Origin of the sequence: Streptomyces sp. NPDC014889, assembly GCF_043081205.1 — a bacterium.
GTDB lineage: Bacteria > Actinomycetota > Actinomycetes > Streptomycetales > Streptomycetaceae > Streptomyces.
This window is the reverse complement of the sequence record NZ_JBIBWH010000012.1, coordinates 13,683-32,362: the sequence shown is the minus strand read 5'-3', so window position 1 is coordinate 32,362 and position 18,680 is coordinate 13,683. Positions and strand designations below refer to the sequence as shown.

General features: G+C 72.5%; 21 protein-coding genes and 2 pseudogenes. 11 read left to right on the top strand and 12 right to left on the bottom strand.

Annotated features, from left to right (window positions below):
* Positions 1-13 precede the first annotated feature (13 nt).
* Positions 14-547 carry a sigma-70 family RNA polymerase sigma factor gene (locus ACF09J_RS23870; RefSeq protein ID WP_392307460.1) on the bottom strand — a complete coding sequence of 178 codons (534 nt, stop codon included), beginning with the start codon at positions 545-547 and terminating at the stop codon, positions 14-16.
* 511 nt (positions 548-1,058) lie between these two features.
* Positions 1,059-1,199 (bottom strand): hypothetical protein, encoded by a 141-nt coding sequence (locus ACF09J_RS23865; RefSeq protein ID WP_392307459.1) that lies wholly within the window; start codon positions 1,197-1,199, stop codon positions 1,059-1,061.
* On the opposite strand from ACF09J_RS23865, the gene ACF09J_RS23860 reads away from it, so the two are divergent.
* The 3 genes from ACF09J_RS23860 to ACF09J_RS23850 are packed head-to-tail and all read left to right on the top strand — an operon-like array spanning position 1,189 to position 2,944.
* The gene (locus tag ACF09J_RS23860) at positions 1,189-1,434 is read left to right on the top strand and encodes a plastocyanin/azurin family copper-binding protein (protein ID WP_392307458.1); all 246 of its coding nucleotides are present in this window, start codon (positions 1,189-1,191) and stop codon (positions 1,432-1,434) included. The genes ACF09J_RS23865 and ACF09J_RS23860 overlap by 11 nt on opposite strands.
* A complete protein-coding gene (locus ACF09J_RS23855; protein WP_392307457.1) occupies positions 1,431-2,474 on the top strand; it encodes a metallophosphoesterase family protein in 1,044 nt (347 codons plus the stop codon). Before ACF09J_RS23860 ends, ACF09J_RS23855 begins: the two co-directional genes overlap by 4 nt.
* Positions 2,471-2,944, top strand: coding sequence for a hypothetical protein (locus ACF09J_RS23850; protein ID WP_392307456.1), 474 nt, complete (start codon positions 2,471-2,473; stop codon positions 2,942-2,944). Before ACF09J_RS23855 ends, ACF09J_RS23850 begins: the two co-directional genes overlap by 4 nt.
* Here the strand turns inward: ACF09J_RS23850 and ACF09J_RS23845 are convergent.
* Both ACF09J_RS23845 and ACF09J_RS23840 read right to left on the bottom strand, forming a co-directional pair.
* Positions 2,838-3,068, bottom strand: coding sequence for a hypothetical protein (locus tag ACF09J_RS23845; RefSeq protein ID WP_392307691.1), 231 nt, complete (start codon positions 3,066-3,068; stop codon positions 2,838-2,840). The genes ACF09J_RS23850 and ACF09J_RS23845 overlap by 107 nt on opposite strands.
* Positions 2,972-3,421, bottom strand: coding sequence for a hypothetical protein (locus ACF09J_RS23840; RefSeq protein ID WP_392307711.1), 450 nt, complete (start codon positions 3,419-3,421; stop codon positions 2,972-2,974). Before ACF09J_RS23840 ends, ACF09J_RS23845 begins: the two co-directional genes overlap by 97 nt.
* A gap of 400 nt (positions 3,422-3,821) precedes the next feature.
* Here ACF09J_RS23840 and ACF09J_RS23835 point away from each other — a divergent pair, with 400 nt between their 5' ends.
* The 5 genes from ACF09J_RS23835 to ACF09J_RS23815 all read left to right on the top strand — a co-directional run bounded on the left by ACF09J_RS23835 (position 3,822) and on the right by ACF09J_RS23815 (position 8,505).
* Positions 3,822-5,717 (top strand): ATP-binding cassette domain-containing protein, encoded by a 1,896-nt coding sequence (locus ACF09J_RS23835; protein ID WP_392307455.1) that lies wholly within the window; start codon positions 3,822-3,824, stop codon positions 5,715-5,717.
* Between the two features lie 135 nt (positions 5,718-5,852).
* Positions 5,853-6,221, top strand: a complete 369-nt coding sequence (locus tag ACF09J_RS23830; protein WP_392307454.1) for a DsrE family protein — start codon at positions 5,853-5,855, stop codon at positions 6,219-6,221.
* Between the two features lie 77 nt (positions 6,222-6,298).
* The gene (locus ACF09J_RS23825) at positions 6,299-6,685 is read left to right on the top strand and encodes a hypothetical protein (RefSeq protein WP_392307453.1); all 387 of its coding nucleotides are present in this window, start codon (positions 6,299-6,301) and stop codon (positions 6,683-6,685) included.
* 216 nt (positions 6,686-6,901) lie between these two features.
* On the top strand, positions 6,902-7,648 hold the full coding sequence (locus ACF09J_RS23820) for a DsbA family protein (RefSeq protein WP_392307452.1): 747 nt from the start codon (positions 6,902-6,904) through the stop codon (positions 7,646-7,648).
* On the top strand, positions 7,645-8,505 hold the full coding sequence (locus ACF09J_RS23815; RefSeq protein ID WP_392307451.1) for a cytochrome c biogenesis CcdA family protein: 861 nt from the start codon (positions 7,645-7,647) through the stop codon (positions 8,503-8,505). Before ACF09J_RS23820 ends, ACF09J_RS23815 begins: the two co-directional genes overlap by 4 nt.
* Before the next feature lie 51 nt (positions 8,506-8,556).
* On the opposite strand, the gene ACF09J_RS23810 is transcribed toward ACF09J_RS23815, so the two are convergent.
* Complete coding sequence (locus tag ACF09J_RS23810; RefSeq protein ID WP_392307450.1) at positions 8,557-9,135, bottom strand: restriction endonuclease; 579 nt, start codon at positions 9,133-9,135, stop codon at positions 8,557-8,559.
* Positions 9,136-9,268: 133 nt separating this feature from the next.
* Between ACF09J_RS23810 and ACF09J_RS23805 the strand changes: the two genes are divergently transcribed.
* Positions 9,269-9,601, top strand: a complete 333-nt coding sequence (locus ACF09J_RS23805; protein ID WP_392307449.1) for a putative quinol monooxygenase — start codon at positions 9,269-9,271, stop codon at positions 9,599-9,601.
* A gap of 167 nt (positions 9,602-9,768) precedes the next feature.
* A complete protein-coding gene (locus ACF09J_RS23800) occupies positions 9,769-10,647 on the top strand; it encodes an endonuclease/exonuclease/phosphatase family protein (protein ID WP_392307448.1) in 879 nt (292 codons plus the stop codon).
* A 136-nt stretch (positions 10,648-10,783) separates the two neighbouring features.
* Here ACF09J_RS23800 and ACF09J_RS23795 read toward each other — a convergent pair.
* Positions 10,784-11,372: pseudogene (locus ACF09J_RS23795) on the bottom strand (CBS domain-containing protein); the annotation flags it as partial.
* Between the two features lie 178 nt (positions 11,373-11,550).
* Between ACF09J_RS23795 and ACF09J_RS23790 the strand changes: the two are divergent.
* Positions 11,551-12,600 (top strand): aldo/keto reductase, encoded by a 1,050-nt coding sequence (locus ACF09J_RS23790; protein WP_392307447.1) that lies wholly within the window; start codon positions 11,551-11,553, stop codon positions 12,598-12,600.
* Positions 12,601-12,617: 17 nt separating this feature from the next.
* Here ACF09J_RS23790 and ACF09J_RS23785 read toward each other — a convergent pair whose 3' ends face one another.
* The 6 genes and pseudogenes from ACF09J_RS23785 to ACF09J_RS23760 form a co-directional block, all read right to left on the bottom strand.
* Positions 12,618-13,496: a 3-hydroxybutyryl-CoA dehydrogenase gene (locus tag ACF09J_RS23785; RefSeq protein ID WP_392307690.1), complete on the bottom strand. Its 879-nt coding sequence runs from the start codon at positions 13,494-13,496 to the stop codon at positions 12,618-12,620.
* Positions 13,497-13,609: 113 nt separating this feature from the next.
* Positions 13,610-14,173, bottom strand: coding sequence for a CocE/NonD family hydrolase (locus ACF09J_RS23780; RefSeq protein WP_392307689.1), 564 nt, complete (start codon positions 14,171-14,173; stop codon positions 13,610-13,612).
* A gap of 235 nt (positions 14,174-14,408) precedes the next feature.
* Positions 14,409-15,239: pseudogene (locus ACF09J_RS23775) on the bottom strand (CocE/NonD family hydrolase); the annotation flags it as partial.
* Entirely contained in the window at positions 15,236-16,726 is a 1,491-nt protein-coding gene (locus ACF09J_RS23770) for a purine-cytosine permease family protein (RefSeq protein WP_392307446.1), read from the bottom strand. The gene ACF09J_RS23770 and the pseudogene ACF09J_RS23775, both read right to left, overlap by 4 nt.
* The gene (locus tag ACF09J_RS23765; protein WP_392307445.1) at positions 16,723-17,463 is read right to left on the bottom strand and encodes an enoyl-CoA hydratase/isomerase family protein; all 741 of its coding nucleotides are present in this window, start codon (positions 17,461-17,463) and stop codon (positions 16,723-16,725) included. Before ACF09J_RS23765 ends, ACF09J_RS23770 begins: the two co-directional genes overlap by 4 nt.
* The gene (locus tag ACF09J_RS23760) at positions 17,460-18,641 is read right to left on the bottom strand and encodes an acyl-CoA dehydrogenase family protein (protein WP_392307444.1); all 1,182 of its coding nucleotides are present in this window, start codon (positions 18,639-18,641) and stop codon (positions 17,460-17,462) included. Before ACF09J_RS23760 ends, ACF09J_RS23765 begins: the two co-directional genes overlap by 4 nt.
* Positions 18,642-18,680: the final 39 nt, after the last annotated feature.

The following is an 18,680-nucleotide window of genomic DNA, read 5'->3' as shown; positions in this document are numbered from 1 at the left end:
CTCCACGCCGCCGTCATGACTCGATCCCCCGTTCCCGGAGTGCCAGCCGGAGGGCGTGCAGGGCGTAGTAGGTCCGCGACTTCACGGTGCCCAGCGGAATGCCCAGCACATCGGCGGCCTCCGCCATGGTCCGGCCCCGGTAGTACGTCTCCAGCAGCACGGCGCGGTGGTCCGGGGACAGCGTCCGCAGCGCGTCGGCCACGGCCCAGCTCTGCAGCGCCTGCTCGATCTGGTCCTCGTCACGTGTCTGCTCGGCGGCCTGCTCCAGGGCGTCGCCGTCCACCTCGGCCGGCCTGGCCCTGCGGGCCCGGTGGCCGTCGATGACCACGTGCCGGGCGACCGTGCACAGCCAGGCCCGTGCCGGACCGCGGGCCGGTTCGAACGCGTCGGGGTGCTGCCACGCGCGCAGCAGCGTCTCCTGCACGACGTCCTCGGCCCACTGCCGGTCTCCTGAGGTCAGTCGCAGCACGTAGCGGAACAGGGGGCCCGCATGCTCGGCGTACAGAGTGCGGAGCAGTTCCTCGTCCGTGGTCGAAGCGGTCCCCATACCAGGGACACGGCGCGCGGAGCGGTCCGGATCGGCCGTTGGACGACGTTTTCGGTGCGCCCATGGCATATGCCGATCCTTGCGCAGATACCGCCCTTTGTCGTGTCGCGACCGGCAGGCCACCACCGGCCGCGGAGAGGTACCGCAGCCACCCCCGGAGAAATCCGACAAAAAACGGCTCGGCTGCCGAACCGTACGGCGGCCGCCGCCCGTGAAACCACCCAAGAGCGCGGATACGCGCCATATCCCCCACGGTCCGGGCCCGCGCGGTCGCGTGCGGCCCCACTCGGCCACTCCGTCCCGATCAGTTGGGAACGATCACCATGCACCTGAACATCGGTCCGCCCCCTCCAGCGCGTCCAGCCCGTCCACCGCGCAGGCGCTCATGCCTGGCGGCCGGAGGCCTGGCCGTCGCGGCCGTCGGCGCGCTGGGACTGCTCAGCGCGTGCGGCCCGTCGTCGCATTCCCCGTCCGGCGCGGCCGGCGGCATCACACCCGGGCGGGGGCAGAGTCAGCCGGCCGGGACGCCCGGAGCCGCCGGCCCGGGGGGCACGACGGGCTCCTCGCCGATGCCCCGCATGACCATGCCCATGACGTCTCCGAGCGCGCGGGCACCGGCCGCCCCGGTGCCGGGAAGCTCCGTGGCGATCAAGAACTTCGCGTTCTCCCCCGCCACGCTGAAGGTCAAGGCGGGCACGACGGTGACCTGGACCAACCAGGACACCGACGCCCACACCGTGACCAGCGCCGGTTCGGGCGGCCCGTTGCGCTCGCCCGCCCTGGCCACCCACGCCACCTACCGCCACCGGTTCACCGCGCCCGGCACCTACCACTACCTCTGCACGATCCATCCGTTCATGACCGCCACCGTGGAGGTGACCCGATGACCGCGTATCCCGACAGGCCCGAGGACAGGCCCGACCCGGTACCGCTGGACGACACCGAGCCGCCCGCGGGCCCGAACGGCATGTCACGTCGTCAACTCCTCAGGCACGCCGGGTGGTTCGGCGGTGCCGTGGTGCTGACCGTGGCCAGTGGAGAGGTGATCAGCCACATCGCCGACACACGCGGCGCCCCCGGCACCACGGCCCCCGCGACCACGGCCGCCGGAGCCGTGGCGGCGGGAACCGGTACGACGGCGAGCGGCGCGCTGCGGTTCGTGCAGGTCTCCGACAGCCACATCGGCTTCCAGGGCCCGGCGAACATGGACGTGGCCGGCTCCTTCACCGAGGCGATCCACCAGGTCAACTCGCTCGGTTTCCGGCCCGACTTCGTGATGCACAGCGGCGACCTGACCCATCTCTCCACGCCGTCGCAGTTCGACCAGGTGAGGCAGATGATGACGGGGATGCGGACCGACCGCGTCTTCACCGTGCCCGGCGAGCACGACTCCATAGGCGACGGGGGACGCGCCTACCGGCAGACCTTCGGCAAGGGCACGCTCGGCGAGGGCTGGTACAGCTTCGACACCCACGGCGTGCACTTCATCGCCCTGGTCAACACCCTGAGCCTGGAGAAGCTCGGTCATCTCGGCGAGGAGCAGATCGAGTTCGTGCGCAGGGACCTCACGGGACTGCCCTCGGACACGCCCATCGTGGTCTTCAGCCACATCCCGCTGTTCGCCATGTACCCGAAGTGGGGCTGGAGCACGGACGACGCGTTGCGCGTCATCGCGCTCCTGCGCCGGTTCTCCTCCGTCACCTGTCTCAACGGGCATGTGCACCAGCTGTTCACCAAGACGGAGGGCAACATCACCTTCCACTCCGCCACCACCACGGCCTATCCGCTGCCGAAGCCCGGACGGGCCCCGGCGCCCACTCCGCAGGTCGTGCCCGCCCGGCAGCTCAAGGACGCGCTCGGCATCCGCACGGTGGGCTACCGGCGGGGTGACCGCGAGCTGGCGATCAAGGACAAGAGGCTGGCATGACCGTCGCAGGACTCCTCGCCCCGGCCGTGCGCACCGCGATCGCCGCCACGCTCGCCGGGAGCGGATACATCCATGCCCGGCTCTACGGCGGCGAGTACCGCTTCCTCCCCGTCGTGGGACCCCTGTTCCTGCTCCAGGCGAGCGTCTCCTTCGCGGTTGCCGCGCTGCTGCTGGTCGGGATGCCGCCGCTGCTGAGGCTCGCCGCCGCGGGGGTGGCGCTGGGCGCCCTCGGCGGCTTCGCCGCCTCCCGCACGGTGGGCGTGTTCGGATTCACCGAGCACGGCCTGCGTCCTGCCCCGCAGGCTCTGCTCAGCATCCTGGCCGAGGCCGGCACGCTGCTGCTCCTGGCCGCCTGGGAAGCCGTCACCTTGCGGCGCCGTGCCGCCGGTCGCCCGGCGGGAGTGCCGCTGCCGGGAGCCGCCACCTGGTTCCCCGGCCGCCCGCGGCGACGGCCGGGGACAGGTCGTTGACGACCGCGTCACGGGTGGCGACGGGCTTCAGGCCGTAGCCGCGTTCGATGGTGGCGATGACGGAGGTGGTGTCGTAGACGGTGTGATCGACGGCCGAGCGCGCCAGCGAGCGGGAGACGACCAGGGCGGGGATGCGGGTGCCGGGGCCCCACGCGTCGTGTGCGCCGCGCGTGGAGGGCAGCGGTACGGCGTGCCGTCCTGGGCGCGTTGCGTGCGCTGCCGGGCGGTGGACCGGGCCAGGCCCTCGGCCGTCCGGCCGCCGACCGGTCCCCAGGTGCCGTAGAGGTTGTCGAAGGAGTGGTTCTCCTCGTAGATCACGACCAGGTGCCGGTAGCCGCCGGGCAGGGTGTGCGGCGCCGGTGCGGTGCCCGAGGCCGCCGAGGGGGTCAGGGCCAGGAGCAGGGCGGCCGTCGCAGCGGCCGCGACAGCGGGCAGTCGGCGTCCGGCGGACGGCCGGGGTCGTGTCCTGCGTCCCATGTGGCTGTCTCCAGCGGTGGTCGACGGCAGTGGCGTGACGGCATGTCAGGCGCCGGTCCGGCACGCTCCGGTCGGGCCGTGGCGTGCCGGCGCGCGGAAAGGTAACGGGTCGACGGGCTCCCGGGCAGGTGACGCGCCCGGCCGCGGGCGTGCGGATCGGCTGGTGGTGACGGCCGGGTCCGTGCCCTGGGAAAACCCATGTGCCCCTGGTGTCTCGGGCATCGGCGTTTCGGTCAGACCGCCCTCGCCGGCGGCGGCTCCACCGCGGCGGCTACGCGGGCGAGGCCTTGCTGCTCAAGGGGTCCACCACGTCCGGAATCGAGCGTGTTCGATTCTCCGGGCAACTCGTTGTACCGGGCACTGCCGAGCCACCCAGGCGCGGTGCGAGCCCCAAGGAGGGATGCAGGTGACTGTGACTGACGCCACGACCGCGAACGAGGGAACTCCTCCCCCGCCACCTCCCGCCACCATCACCTTCGAGGGCAAGTACGGCAGGAACCCGCTGGCCGAGGCCGGTTTCGGCGCGATGTGCCGCCGGCTGCCCTCCGTGCTGGGGCACACCGCGCGCATGGCCTGGTCCGCCGACAGGACCGGCGTGGTGCTCCTCCTGGCCTGCCAGTTCCTCACGGGCGCCACGGCCGCGCTCGTTCTCGCGTTCACCGCGCGGGCCATGACCCACATCCTCGGCACGGGCACCGTCTCCGAACGCCTGCACGGCGCGCTGCCCTCGCTGACCGTGGTGATGGCCGCCGCGGCCGTCGGCCGGATCAGCGGCGCCCTGTCCTCCTACGCCGACGGGCGGATCACGCCGCTGCTGATGACCGAGGCGGACATCGCGCTCGTCACCGCGGTGTGCCGGGTCGAGGCGTCGGCGTACGGCGAGGACGGCTTCGCCGACCGGCAGGAGGCCGCCGAGGTCGGCGTCACCCGGACCCGGTTCATGATCCAGGACAGCCAGCGGTTCACGGCCGCCCTCATCCGCATGATCGCCGCGAGCGGCGTCATCACCGCCCTGCACCCGCTGATGCTGCCGCTGCTCCTGCTGGCCGTCGTCCCGGCCGGCGTGGGCGCCGTACTGTCGGCGCGCGTCGACTACGAGACCCACTACCTCAACGTCGGCGACCGCAACGTACGTTCCATGATGCGCTGGTGGGCCACCTATTCGCGCTACGGGGACGAGGTCCGCGCCAACGGCATGACCGGCTACCTCGTCCACTGGTACCGCGCCCTGTCCGCCCGCATCGACCGGCGCACCCTCACCGCCGCGCCCCGCACGCTGCGCATCGTGCTGGCGACCAGCGCCCTGGGCGGCGTGTTCCTGCTCGGCACCTGGGCCACCCTCGCCTGGCTGGCCACCACCGGCCGTGTCGCCCTCCCGGTCGCCGCCACCGCCGTGGTCGCCGTGCAGACCACGCTGGGCGCGCTGTCGCAGTTCGTCGTCAACGGCGCCGCCATGTTCCACACCTCGCTGTACCTCGCCGACATGCGGTCCTTCCTCGACATGGCCCGCGAACGCGCCCCCAGGCGCGGGGAACTGACCATTCCCGAACGCGTGGACGAGATCCGGCTCGACGAGGTCGTCCTCCGATACCCCGGCAAGGACGAACCGGCCGTCAACGGGGTGTCGCTCACCCTGCGGCGCGGTCAGATCCTCGCCATCGTCGGTGAGAACGGCTCGGGCAAGTCCACCCTGGCCAAGCTCATCACCGGCGTCCTCCTCGCCGACAAGGGGCGCGTCCTGTGGGACGGCACGGACCTCGCCGACGCGGACCCCGACGCGGTGTGGAGGCGCACCGCCCTCGTCCCGCAGAACTTCGCCTGCTGGCCCCTGCGCGCCCGCGAGAACATCACCCTCGGCCAGCCCCGCACCTACGACGACGGACCGGTCTGGGAGGCGGTCGAGGCCGTGGGCATGCGGGAGGAGGTCGAGAAGCTGCCGCGGCAGCTCGACACCCTCCTCGCCAAGGAGCTGTGGGGCGGTGCCGAACTGTCCGGCGGCCAGTGGCAGCGCCTGGTCTGCGGACGCGCCCTCTACCGGCAGACCCCGCTGCTGATCCTGGACGAGCCGACCTCGCAGATGGACCCGCGGGGCGAGCACGGGATCTTCGCCAGGATCAAGGCCATCGCCGGCGAGCGCATCACCATCGTCGTCACGCACCGCCTGGAGAACACCAGGATCGCCGACCACGTCGTGGTCATGGAGCGGGGCCGCATCACCGAGCAGGGCGCGTACGACGAACTCGTCCAGGCGAACGGCGTCTTCGCGGACCTGCTCCGCCTGTCCCAGGACCGCTGACGGCAGCCCGGCACGACGGCGGCGCGGCGACGAGGAGCACGCCCGGTTCGGCCGGGCGGACCGTCTCGTCGGCCGCGCCGTGCCGCGCCGCGCCGGCCCCCGCCGAGGCGCCGCCCGATATGCGAGGGTGATCCCATGAACGCCGAGAACGCCGAGGCCGCCAGGTCCGCCTTCCCCGCTCCCGTACGTGCCGTCGTGGCGGCTCCCGAACCGGACCGCGTGGTGCGCGCGGTGCAGCACCTGGTGGCGGCGGCGGACCGGCCCGTCGAGGTGGAGGTCGTCGCCTACGGCGCCGGGCTGGACCTCGTCCTGGGTGAGGAGTCCGGCGAACAGGTCGCCCGGCTGCTGGAGACCGGGGCGCGTGTCCTCGCCTGCGCCAACAGCCTCTCGGGGCGCGGTCTGACCGCCGACACCCTCGTGTCCGGCGTGGGCGTCGTACCGGCCGCCGTATGGCACCTGGCACTCCGTCAGCACGAGGGGTGGTCCCTGGTCCCGCTGGGATGACGCGCCCGGTCCCGGCTTCCATACGCCCCGGAGTACCTCGGCTATGGTGTCGGGACCCGGGAAGCGGAGGTACGGCGATGCGTCGCAGGCGGCACGGTGCCATGGGCGCCGGCCTCGCGCTGCTCGTCCTCATGGCCGCACTGTTCTGCGCCACGACCTCCTCCCCGCCCGCGCTCCTGGCAGCGCCCTCCCCGGCCGCAGCCGGCCCGCACCTGGCCGCGAGCCCCGGGACGTCGGCCGACGACGGTCACGGCGCGCCCGCCGCCGCGGGACACGGGCCGTGTCTGAAGAAGACACAGCCGGAGCAACAGCAGACCCGGTCCGGGGCGCCGCTCGCCCGCGCCCTGCCGGCGCGCGCCGACGACACGGCGGCGGCGCGCGTCTCCGCGCACAGGGAAGCCCGGCGCCATGGGCCGGAACCGTCTCCTCCCGACCTCGCCGAACTCTCCGTACGCCGGGTGTAGGACCGCGCGCCCTGTCCGCGCGCCCCTGTTGCCCCGTACGACCGGGCGTCCGCCCGGTTCGGCGGGAGCGCCGCTGTCCTTCCTCTCCGTCGGCCGCCCCGTCTGCGACAACGCGGCCCCGCGGCGTCCGACCGGCGAGGCGGCCTGCCCTGCGCGGCCCGCCGCCTGAGCCTCCTTTCCCCTGTTCCTCGCACACTTCACTCCCGGAGGTGCCCCATGCCTTCCTCCCTGCATGCCCGCCGTCGCCGTCTGACCTGGATCGCCGTGGGCGGTGGTGCGGCGGCCGTCGTCGCCGCGGTCGCCGCCCTCGGCGGCGGTTCCGGGGACCCGGTCCCCCGGGACCGGCCGGCGGCCGCCGTCTCGCCGTCCACCGGCAAAGCCACCCCCGACGACCGGCAGAAGTCGCTGCTCGCCCTGGCGCGCAGGGACCCGAAGGACCCGCTGGCCCTGGGCCGCGCCGACGCGCCGGTCGTCCTGATCGCCTACGAGGACTTCCAGTGCCCGTTCTGCGGCAGGTTCGCGCGGGAGACCAAGCCGGAACTCGTCCGCTCGTACGTGGACAAGGGGGTGCTGCGCATCGAGTGGCGCAACTACCCCGTGTTCGGCGCCGAATCCGAACGGGTCGCCCGGGCCTCCTGGGCGGCCGGCCGACAGGGACGGTTCTGGCAGTTCCACGACGTCGTCTACGCCGAGGAACGCCCGCGCAACAAGGGAGTCTTCTCCTCCTCGCGGCTGCGCGAGATGGCCCGTGAGGCGGGTGTCGCCGACCTCGACCGCTTCGACGCCGACGCGAAGTCCGAGGCCGCCGGGGTGTCGGTCAGCAGGGACCAGGAGGAGGGGTACGCGGTGGGGGTGCCCAGCACGCCCGCCTTCCTCGTCAACGCCACACCCGTCCTGGGCGCACAGCCGCTGGGCACGTTCACCGCCGCCGTCGAGAAGGCCGCGAAGGAAGCGGCGCGATGAGCGGGATCACCGCCGCGACCGCCTTCCTCGGCGGCCTGTTGGCACTGCTCAGCCCGTGCAGCGCGCTGCTGCTGCCTGCGTTCTTCGCGTACTCCTTCACCGGCCGCACCCGCCTGTCGCTGCGCACCGCCGTCTTCTACGCGGGACTGTGCACCACGCTGGTGCCACTCGGCGTGGCCGGGTCCTTCGCCGGCCGCCTGTTCTACGGGCACCGCGAGCTGCTGGTCCTGCTCGGCGGCTGGACGATGATCGGGCTGGGGCTGGCACAGATCCTCGGCCTCGGCTTCGGCTCCCGCCGTCTTCAGCAGGCGGCCGGGGCCCGCAGGACCGGGTCCGCCGTGTCCGTCTTCGCCCTGGGCGCCGTCTACGGACTGGCGGGCTTCTGCGCGGGTCCCATCCTGGGCGGCATCCTCACCGTCGCGGCGGTCGACGGCAGCCCGGCGCACGGCGGTCTCCTGCTGGCCGTCTACGCGCTGGGCATGGCCGTTCCGCTGTTCGTCCTGGCGCTGCTGTGGGACCGCTGGGACCTCGGCCGCAGGCCCTGGCTGCGGGGACGCGCACTGCGGTGGGGACCACTGACCGTGCACACCACCTCGCTCGCCGGCGGGATCCTCTTCGTCCTGCTGGGCGTCGTGTTCCTGCTCTCCGACGGCACCTCGGCCCTGCCCTCCCTCCTCGGCATCGACACCGAGGCGGCCTGGGAGAGCGGCGCCGGGCGGCTCGGCGGGGCCGTCTCCGACCGGGTCCTCCTGCTGGTCCTGGCCGTTGCCGGCGCCGGTACGGCGGCAGTGGCCGTGCTGCGGCTTCGCCGGCTCCCGCGTGAGGAGGACGCCGAGGGCACCGACTCCGCCGCCTGACCGTACGGGGACGCCCCGTGTGCCTGGGGCACACCGCGCGCGGGGCTCCCGTCAGTCGTGGTCCGGGCGGAGCCGGCGGTTGGTTCCGGACCGGCCGATGTCCAGGTCCAGGAGCGAGGTCAGCGCGGTGCCGCTGTTCCAGAAGCCGAGGAGATCGACGTCGACGAGGCGAATCCGGTGCCGGGCCGCGAACTCGCGGGCCGGCCGGGTGAAGACGCAGGAGGCGACGAAGACCGGGACGTCCGCCCGGTGCTCGGCCCGTGCGGTGCCGTTGAAGGTCTGGAGGTCACGGCTGCCGACACTGCGGTGCCTGGCGTACCGCTTGCACTGGATGACGACGCGGCGCCCGTCGGGCAGGCGGCCGGTCACATCGGCGCCCAGGTCGCCGGCGCCGCCGACCCGCCTGACGTCGGTGCAGCCGTCCCGGCGGCACAGGCCGGCGACGTACTCCTCGAACTGCCGGTCGTCCATCGCCCAGACCGAGTCCAGCGACCGGCGTGCCCCCCGCCGTGCCTCCCCGGCGAGCCGGGCCGTCTCCGCCTCTGCCTCGCGTCGCCCGGCCAGTACCACGCCCGTGACGACGGCCGCGGCCACGACGGACGCCAGGGCCACCACCAGCACGACACCCATCGGATTCCGCCCCTCCCCCCTTCCGACGGTGCACTGCCGCACCCCCGGGCGGTTCGTTCCCCGTCGGCTACGATCATCACAGCCTGCCGTGTCCGGCCCGTCACGGCCACGGCCGTGTTCCTGAGGGAGACCGATGATCTTCATCACCGCCAAGTTCCGTGTCCGCCCCGAGTACGCCGACCAGTGGCCGGGAATCGCCGCCGAGTTCACCGCGGCCACCCGCGCCGAGCCGGGCTGCCTGTGGTTCGACTGGTCCCGCAGCGTCGAGGACCCGACGGAGTACGTCCTGGTCGAGGCCTTCCGCGACGACGAGGCGGGAGCGGCCCACGTGCAGTCGGAGCACTTCAGGGCCGCCCAGCGGACCCTGCCGCCCCACCTGGCCGAGACGCCCCGGATCGTCAACACGACCCTGGCCCAGGACGACTGGTCCCTGCTCGGCGAGATGGCCGTTCCCGAACAGGAATGACCCACCTCCTCGCGGGAGTTCTACCGCGAGCCGCTTCACAGAGGGTTACGGGCCGGCCGGGCGAGGGACCGTACGGGCATGGTCTCGACGCGGGAGTCATCGTCAACCACACTCTTCACAGCGGCAGTTGTCCGACTGTCCACGGAGACGGTGAAGGGGTCGACGGCATGAAGCCCACGTTCCGACGTCCTGTCCGGCGCGGATTCGCCGCCGTGCTGGCCGCGACCGCCGCGCTCGCCGTGGCGGCACCGGCGACGGCCGCGGACGCCGGCACCGCCGGGTCCCGCGCCCCGGCGGTTCCGCTGCGGGTGGCGACCTTCAACATCCACGCCGGGGCGGGCGAGGACGAGGTCTTCGACCTCGACCGGACCGCGCGGGCGATACGCGAGTTGCACGCCGACGTGGTCGGCCTTCAGGAGGTCGACGTCCGCTGGGGCGCCCGCAGCGACTTCGTCGACGAGGCACGGGCGCTGGCCGGGAAGCTGGGCATGCGGGTGTTCTTCGCGCCCATCTACGACATGGACCCGGCCACCCCGGGTGCCGAGCGCCGCCGGTTCGGCGTCGCCGTGCTGAGCCGTCACCCGGTGCTCGAGGCCGAGAACCACGAGATCACCCGGCTCTCCACCCAGACGCCCGATCCGGTGCCCGCCCCGGCGCCCGGCTTCGCCGAGGTGACGCTCAACGTCAGGGGTGTGCACGTGCACGTGTACGACACGCACCTCGACTACCGGGGCGACCCGTCGGTCCGCAGGGCCCAGGTGGCGGACATGCTCGACGTGCTAGCCGCCGACCGCGGCCCGAAGATCCTGGTCGGGGACTTCAACGCCGAGGCGAACGCCCCCGAGTTGGCGCCGCTGTGGCAGCGGCTGAGGGACGCCGACCCGGACGGCGGCGGGACGTACCCGGCGGTCCGGCCGGAAAAGCGCATCGACTTCGTGACCGTCTCCCCCGACATCACCGTGACCGGTGCCGGGGAGGTCGCCGGCGAGGCGTCCGACCACCGCCCCGTCGTCGCGGACCTGGAGCTCGACGGACGCGGTCGCTGAAACACCCGCCCGGCTCACGACCGGCGTCCGAGGCGGAGCCGGGGCGGTGACAGCACGGACGACAGGGCGCTCCCGACGCCGGCCTCCGGGCGAGCCGAACCGCCGTGCACGGCGGCCGGTTTGACGGTGTCGTCCCGTCGGAGCCGAGCCGGTTCACCACCTCCACCACGCCGTCGACGCTGTCGCACAACCGCACGGTGACCGGGATCAGGCTCTTGCGTTCCACCGTCCCGCTGAGCGTGACCCGGCCCTCGGTGACCTCGACCGCGATCGCCGAAGGCCGAAGGCCGAAGGCCCAGCGTCCGGACGATGACGTCCTCCAGGATCTCCTCCTGGATCGCGCGGTCCCGGCGGAGGAACAGCCGCACCAGGTCGCGGCGGCTGATCACGCCGATCAGCCGGCCGTCGCCGTCCACCACCGGCAGGCGCTCGACCCTGTGCCGCTCCATGGCCCGCGCGGCCCGCACGGCGTGCCAGCCGGGCTCCGCGACCACGGCGGGCCTCGTCATCAGCTCCCCCGCGTCCCTCCCCACACCGCCGCAGGTCTGCCTGCGGAGCAGGTCCGCCTCGGACACCACCCCGATCGGCCGGTTCTCGTCGTCGACCACCGGGACGGCGGTGATGTCGTACTCGTCGAGGACGCGTGCGATCTCCTTGAACGCCGTGCCCGGTCGCACGCTCACGGCGGTGGGGCACATCAACTCGCCCACACTGCGTCGTCTCATCGCTCAGCACCCTTCCTGTCACCCCCAGTCCACCGCACGCGCTGCCGTCCCGCTGAGGCCGGACAGTCCCTGTGGGGACCTCGAACGTCCCCTCGTCTGCGGTCCGCCCTTGCCTTGGAGCGGACTCCAATTCGTAGGGTCGGGCGCACCCGAGTGGACGTCACCCAAGGAGAGTCGTATGCGCCACCGCGTTCTGGGCGGGACCGGCATCGAGGTCAGCCCCTACTGCCTCGGCACCATGATGTTCGGGTCCGTCGGCAATTCCGACCACGACGAGTGCGTCCGGATCATCCACGCCGCGCTGGACGAGGGGATCAACTTCGTCGACACCGCCGACATGTACTCCGCCGGAGAGTCGGAGACGATCGTCGGCAAGGCGCTGAAGGGCCGGCGCGACGACGTGGTGCTCGCGACCAAGGTCCACTTCCCCATGGGAGACGGCCCCAACCGCGGCGGGAACTCACGGCGTTGGATCGTCCGGGAGGTGGAGGACAGTCTGCGGCGACTGGGAACGGACTGGATCGACCTGTACCAGGTGCACCGGCCGGACCACACGACCGACATCGAGGAGACGCTCTCGGCCCTCACCGACCTTGTGCGGCAGGGCAAGATCAGGGCGTTCGGCTGCTCCACCTTCCCCGCCGACGAGATCGTCGAGGCGTACCACGTGGCCGACCGGCGGGGGCTCCAGCGGTTCCGCACCGAGCAGCCGCCGTACTCGCTGCTGGCCCGCGGCGTCGAGAGGCACGTGCTGCCGGTGGCGCAGCGCCTGGGCATGGGGGTGCTGACCTGGAGCCCGCTGGCCTCCGGTTTCCTGACCGGCCGCTACCGCAAGGACCAGGCTCTCGACCTGAGCAGCGGGCGTCCCACCCTGAACCCCGACCGCTTCGATCCGTCGGCACCGCGCACGGCCGCGAAACTGGAGATCGTCGAGCAGCTCGTCGAAGTGGCCGAGCACGTGGGCTGCTCGCTGCCGGAGTTGGCCATCGCCTTCCCTCTCGCGCATCCGGCCGTCACGTCGGTGATCATCGGTCCGCGCACGATGGAGCAACTGCGCGGCACGCTCAAGGGCAGGTCCGTGGTGCTGGACGACGCCGTGCTCGACCGGATCGACGAGATCGTGCCGCCGGGGACCGACGTGTACCCCCCGGACGGTGTCTGGACTCCGCCGTCTCTCGCCGAACCGGCGCTCAGGCGACGCACGGCCGGGTCCCGGCCCGCCGTGTGAGGTTCGGCCACCCGGACTCAGGCGGCCGGGTACGGGTGAAAGCCGCGGCCGGTCTTCTTGCCGAGATGGCCGGCCTCCACCATGCGCCGCAGCAGCGGGGGCGGAGCGTACAAAGGCTCCCTGAACTCGGCGTACATCGACTCTGCGATCGCCTGCGTGGTGTCGAGCCCGATCAGGTCCGCGAGCGCCAGCGGGCCCATCGGGTGCGCACAGCCGAGGACCATTCCCTGGTCGATGTCGGTGGCGGAGGCGAAGCCGGATTCGAGCATCCGGATCGCGGACAGCAGGTACGGCACGAGGAGCGCGTTCACCACGAACCCGGCGCGGTCCGGGGAGCGGATGACCCTCTTGCCGAGCACGGCGGTGGCGAAACGCTCCGCGCGTGCCCGGGTCCGCTCGCCGGTCACCAGGGAGGGCACCAGCTCCACCAGGGGCAGCACCGGTACCGGGTTGAAGAAGTGGATGCCGATGACGTGCTCGGGCCGGGCGGTGGCCATGCCGAGTCTGACGATCGGGATCGACGAGGTGTTGGAGGCGAGGACGGCGTCCTCGCGTGCGACGACCTTGTCCAGGACGGCGAAGACGTCGACCTTGGCCCGCTCGGTCTCGGCGACGGCCTCGACGACCAGGTCACGATCCGCGAAATCACCGAGATCGGTGGTCAGTCGGATTCCGGCGAGGGCCTGTTCCCGGTCGGCCTCCGACAGCTTTGCCCTGCGCACGCCATGGGCCAGTGACCGTTCGATGCGCCGCCGCCCGGCGGCGAGCGCGTCAGGTCCGCTCTCGGCGACGAGGACGTCCAGGCCGGCCCGGGCGCAGACCTCGGCGATTCCCGAGCCCATCTGTCCGGCGCCGACGACGCCGATCCGCTGCGGGAGGTCCGCAGCACCCTGAATGTCCACGAGTGATCTGTCCCTTCGCTGGTGAACGGGGCGGGGACCGGCGGCCCCCGGCTTGTGTGCGCCCGGAAGCACGGTGAGTTCCAGGTGGGCGCCGTCCGGTCCGCCGGTCAGCAGCCTCTGTGTGCTGCCGACGCTGTGTGCCGCACTCGCCACGGGTGGCCGGGCCCCGCGGTGTGCGGGAGGTGGAGCGGAAAGCAGCTGGATGCCACCTGGACGCGGAGCCGGTGTCCCGTTTCGAGGCGGTGTCCGGTGTCCCCGAGGAGGACCAGTGCCCGGTGCCAGGAGGGGCCGCCCGCCTCCATCCGGTACGGCGCCTCCAGGATCCGGCGGCTGGTGCCGTCGGGTGCCACGTCGCAGAGTTTGACGACGAGGTGGCTCACGGCCGAGGTGGAGGTGACGGGCAGCACCATGCGGACCGGGCCAGCCAGTTGAAGCGGTCGTCGGGCGACGGTCGCGGTGAAGGTCAGGACGTCCGGCCGCCGCTCGACGGTGCGTTCGTCGGCCAGGGCGAGGAGCGGTCGCCACCAGTCGCCGTCGGTGGCCGGCACCAGGTCGGCGGGGTCGTGGTCCCAGACCGCCGACGCGGGCCCGGTGTCCGGCCGTGGGGACAGCGCCCCGCCTTCCGGGCCGGCCGTCGCGGCGGTACGCGCACCGGTGAGATGGAGCCGCAGGACCTCCGCCCCAGGGCGGTGGCCAGTTCCCCGCCGCCCGCAGCGCGGTGTCCGCGCCCTGCCAGCGGACGGGCGGCGGCGCCAACTGTCCTCCCCCGCCGCCGAGATGGTGGCGGAAGAAGTCGATCACCGGGCGGAGTGTGCGGTCCAGCATCGCGTCCCGGGCGACGGGGTCGGTGAGGTGGTCCGGGCTGTGTCCGCCCGCGCCGAGCACGTCGTCCTGGTGGTCGGTGGCGGTGGCGATCAGGTACTGCGGCGCCCGGGCCGTCCGCCGTGCGCCCCGCCAGTCGCGCAACTGGCCGGCGGAGAACAGGTCGTACCATCCCGTCCAGTGCAGCGTGGGCACCCGGCCGTGTCCGGGAGGCCGGCCGTCGAACGCCGTCCGGCGCCGGCGCGCGTCACCGGGCGCGGTGACGGCCCATTCGGTCGGGGGCAAGTACCCGCAACCGGCGGGCAGACGGTCGAGCAGCCGGGCGAACGGCCGCACGGACCAGTCGAGTCGGCACACCAGATTGGCGCGGTCGGCCCACGTGGAGTTCAGCCACTCGACCATCGGCCCGAGCCGGAACACCCCGTTGCGGTGGACCAGTTCGCCGCCGATGTCGGTCGTGGTCAGACGGGCGACGAGCGCCCGCACGGCCGGGTGGCCGCAGGCGACGGCCGCCCAGGCGGTGTAGCCGTAGTAGGAGTTTCCCCAGCAGCCCACCGTGCCGTCCGACCAGCGCTGCTCCGTGATCCACAGTACGTCCCAGGCGTCCGAGGTCTCCCCGGTGAAGGGCGTGGGGACGTCCTCGGAGCGGATCTTTCCCCGCACGTCCTGCGTCACCACGGCCATTCCGGCCTCGGTGAGCCGGACCGCGACGTCGAGCACCAGCGTGTCCGGGTGTGTCGTGTCGTACGGCGTGCGGATCAGCACCGCCGGCACCCTGGCGGAGGACGACGGCCGGTACACCTGGGTGTACGGACGGACACCGTCGCGCAGGCGCACCCGGAAGGGCTCCGCCTGCGCGGCGGGGGTACCGAACGGCACGGGCGTACCGGACGGAACGGAGGCGGTCGTGGTCATGCGGTGTGTGCCGTCAGCGACGTACCCGGGGGGACGTCCGGGTCCAGGCCGTCGTCGGCGTGGTCGACGACGGCGCGCTCGCCCTCCACGTCCAGCGACCGGCAGACCAGCAGATACAGGCCGGCCGAGACGACCAGGCCGACGATCATGGTGATGTCCAGCCCGCCCATCCAGCGGGCCACGGGCCCCATGCTGTGGCCGACGACCGCGAACGGCATCATCGAGGCGAAGCCGACGGCGTAGGAGACCAGTCCGCGCCAGCCCCACCGCCCATAGATTCCGCGTGGGTTGAAGATCTCCCGGATCGAGTAGTGGCCGCGGCGCACCAGGTAGAAGTCGACCAGGTTGATCGCCGTCCACGGGGTGAAGAGATAGCCGAGCACGACGAGGAAGTGTTCGAACTGCTGGAGAAACGTCTCGTCGGAGCCGAAGGCGATCGCCGTGGACAACAGGCCGATCACCAGGAGGGTGGCGACGCGTTTGGCGACGGTGGGTTTGATCCGCCGCACCGAGTCCATGCTGGACAGCAGGGTCAGGCTGCCGCCGTAGAAGTTGAGGGTGCCGATGGTGATCAGCGGCAGGACCGAGGCCAGCAGCAGCGTCATGCCGAATCCGTGGAAGACCTCGTTTCCGGCGGAGATGATCGACTCGACGAGCGTCAGCTTCGGGAACAGCCCGGCGGCCGCGGTGCCGACCAGCATCATCCACGCGCCGCCGATCGTCGCCCCGAGGTAGGTCCACCAGAACGAGGAGCGCACGCCCACCGTCGGCGGCAGGTAGCGGGAGTAGTCGGAGACGTAGATCGACCAGGAGAGCTGGTAGACGGCGGCGGTGAAGAACTGGACCAGGAACGGGGACAGGGCGAAGGCGCTCAGGTCGAGTTGCGCGGGGGTGAACGGGTCCGCCACGACGACGCCCACGGTGAACACGACCAGTGCCACGAACATGAGGTACGTCAGCCAGCGCGACGCCCGGTGGATGAAGTCGTAGCCGATCACCGCCAGGACGATGCCCACCACGGCGTAGCCGATGTAGCTGGCGCCGTTGGGCACCTGGGCCAGGTGCTCCAGCGTACGGCCGACCAGGATCTCGTTGAACGCGGTGTAACCGATGTAGGTGGTGAGCGCGGTGACCCATACCAGCAGGGCGCCGACGAATCCGAACTGCGGGCGGGACTGCACCATTTGGGGCAGGCCGAGCTGCGGGCCCTGGGTGGAGTGGAAAGCCATGAAGAACGTGCCGAAGGCGCTGCCCAGGACGACGGCGATGGCCGTCCAGATCAGGTTGCCGCCGAGGGCGACCCCGATGGCGCCGGTGGCGACCGTGGCCAGGTGCGCGTCGCCGGCGAACCACACCGGGAACAGGTGCCAGACCTTGCCGTGGCGTTCGGCCAGGGGCACGTAGTCGATGGAACGGGTTTCGATGACCGGGCGGCCGGTTGCGGGCGCGGCCGCCGCGGCGGGGGTGGAGCGCGAGGTGACGGTCATGTCTGGTCCTCGGTGGGGGTGCGGGTGGCCTGGTTGAGGGACGCGTACGCGAGCTGCTCCAGCAGCAGGGCCGACTCGCGCGGGGCGTCCGTCGCGGCGTCGATGACGCGCTTGGTGACGGCCACCGCGAGGGGTGGCAGCGCGGCCAGTTCGCCGGCGATGCGGCGGGCCGTCCCGAGGGGCTCGCCGGCCTCGCAGACCTCGGTGACCAGGCCCCAGGCGAGGGCCTGCTCGGCGTTCAGGCGGCGTCCGCGCAGGACCAGTTCACGGGCGCGGGCCGGCCCGACGGCGCGGACCGTGCGGTACGTGCCGCCGGAGCTGGGCAGGATGCCGATGCCGACCTCGGGCAGGCCGAACACGGCGGTCGCGTCCGCCACCCGGAAGTCCGTGGCCAGGGCGAGCTCCAGGCCCCCGCCGAGGCAGTAGCCGGCGATGGCGGACACGGTGGGCTGCGGCAGGGCGGCCACCTTCTCGTACACCGCTCCGGAGTCGCGGTAGTACGCGGCGATCGCCTCCGGGGTCATCTCGCGCAGCTCGCCGGTGTCGGCGCCCGCGGAGAAGACCCGGTCGCCGCCGGTGAGGACGACGGCGCGGCTGGTGGTGACGGCCTCGTCGTCCAGGGCGCGCAGCAGCTCGCGTTCCAGGTGCGTGGAGAGGGCGTTGAGTTTCGCCTCCCGGCGCAGCGTCAGCACGGCGGTGCCGCCGCTGCGCCGGATCTCGACGGTGCCGGCGCTCACGCGCGGGTGCTTCCGGTCGTCGGGAAGTCGAGCATGCCCAGGCCGCGCTTGCTGATCTCGTTGGCGATCACGAGGCGCTGGATCTCGGAGGTGCCCTCCCAGATACGGTCGACGCGCAGTTCACGGTAGAGCCGCTCCACGGGGTAGTCGCGCATGTAGCCGCGTCCGCCGAAGATCTGCACGGCCCGGTCGGCGACCCGGCCCGCGGCCTCGGAGGCGGACAGCTTGGCCATGGCCGCCTTGGCGTGCAAGGTCTTGCGGTCGCCGCCCTGGTCGAACTCCCAGGCCACCTGGTGGACGAAGGCCCGGTTGACGGCGATGTCCACGGCGCTGTCGGCGAGCATGCCCTGGATCAACTGGCGCTCGATCAGTGCCTGGCCGCCCTGGACGCGTTCCCGGGCCCACTCGGTGGCCAGGGCGAGGGCGCGTTCGGCGGCGCCGACGGTGCGGGCACCGATCATCAGACGTTCCTCGGTGAACCAGCTGCGGGTCAGGTCGTAGCCGCCGCCGACCTCGCCGAGCACCGCGTCCGCGCCGACCTCGACGCCCTCGAAGACGTACTCGGGGTGCTCGTAGACGAAGGTGTGCATGTAGCGCGGAACGCGCTTGAGGCGGACGCCCGGCAGGTCCTTGTCGACGAGGAAGAGGGTCGGTGCCCTCTCCTCGCCGACCAGGGCCAGGACGAGGAAGAAGTCCGCGGCGTCGCCGACGGTGACGAACCACTTCTCGCCGTCGATGCGGTAGCCGTCCGCGGTCGGCGTGGCGGTGGTGGCGATGCCCTGCGGGTCGGAGCCGGCGTCGGCCTCGGTGATGGCGACGGCGTCGCGGCGCTGCCCGAGGATGTCGGGGACGAGGTAGCGCTCGCGCTGGGCGGGGGTGCAGGCGGACAGGGCGTTGGCGGGCCGCCACACGGTGTCCCAGAGAGCGTTGGTGAGCTTGCCGAGCTCTTCCTGAACGACGACCTGCTCCAGGACGCTCAGTCCGGCGCCTCCCCACTCGGTGGGCATGTTGACGGCCTGCAGCCCGCTCGCGAGCACGTCGTCGCGGATGCCGCGCAGCACCTCGGGCGTCAGTCCGTTGTTCGCCTCGCAGGCGTCCTCGTGGATCATGATCTTGTCCGCGAGAGCGGCGGCACGTTCCTTGAGGTCGGTCAGGCGCGGGGTGTAGGCGAAGTCCATAGGGTCTCTCCTCGTGATGATCGATGGGTGGTGAGGGCG

Excerpts from the sequence above, each read along its gene's own strand:
- ACF09J_RS23870 (WP_392307460.1), bottom strand. The coding sequence starts at position 547 with ATGGGGACCGCTTCGACCACGGACGAGGAACTGCTCCGCACTCTGTAC.
- ACF09J_RS23855 (WP_392307457.1), top strand. The coding sequence starts at position 1,431 with ATGACCGCGTATCCCGACAGGCCCGAGGACAGGCCCGACCCGGTACCG.
- ACF09J_RS23850 (WP_392307456.1), top strand. The coding sequence starts at position 2,471 with ATGACCGTCGCAGGACTCCTCGCCCCGGCCGTGCGCACCGCGATCGCC.
- ACF09J_RS23840 (WP_392307711.1), bottom strand. The coding sequence starts at position 3,421 with ATGGGACGCAGGACACGACCCCGGCCGTCCGCCGGACGCCGACTGCCC.
- ACF09J_RS23835 (WP_392307455.1), top strand. The coding sequence starts at position 3,822 with ATGCAGGTGACTGTGACTGACGCCACGACCGCGAACGAGGGAACTCCT.
- ACF09J_RS23830 (WP_392307454.1), top strand. The coding sequence starts at position 5,853 with ATGAACGCCGAGAACGCCGAGGCCGCCAGGTCCGCCTTCCCCGCTCCC.
- ACF09J_RS23825 (WP_392307453.1), top strand. The coding sequence starts at position 6,299 with ATGCGTCGCAGGCGGCACGGTGCCATGGGCGCCGGCCTCGCGCTGCTC.
- ACF09J_RS23820 (WP_392307452.1), top strand. The coding sequence starts at position 6,902 with ATGCCTTCCTCCCTGCATGCCCGCCGTCGCCGTCTGACCTGGATCGCC.
- ACF09J_RS23815 (WP_392307451.1), top strand. The coding sequence starts at position 7,645 with ATGAGCGGGATCACCGCCGCGACCGCCTTCCTCGGCGGCCTGTTGGCA.
- ACF09J_RS23810 (WP_392307450.1), bottom strand. The coding sequence starts at position 9,135 with ATGGGTGTCGTGCTGGTGGTGGCCCTGGCGTCCGTCGTGGCCGCGGCC.
- ACF09J_RS23805 (WP_392307449.1), top strand. The coding sequence starts at position 9,269 with ATGATCTTCATCACCGCCAAGTTCCGTGTCCGCCCCGAGTACGCCGAC.
- ACF09J_RS23800 (WP_392307448.1), top strand. The coding sequence starts at position 9,769 with ATGAAGCCCACGTTCCGACGTCCTGTCCGGCGCGGATTCGCCGCCGTG.
- ACF09J_RS23790 (WP_392307447.1), top strand. The coding sequence starts at position 11,551 with ATGCGCCACCGCGTTCTGGGCGGGACCGGCATCGAGGTCAGCCCCTAC.
- ACF09J_RS23770 (WP_392307446.1), bottom strand. The coding sequence starts at position 16,726 with ATGACCGTCACCTCGCGCTCCACCCCCGCCGCGGCGGCCGCGCCCGCA.
- ACF09J_RS23760 (WP_392307444.1), bottom strand. The coding sequence starts at position 18,641 with ATGGACTTCGCCTACACCCCGCGCCTGACCGACCTCAAGGAACGTGCC.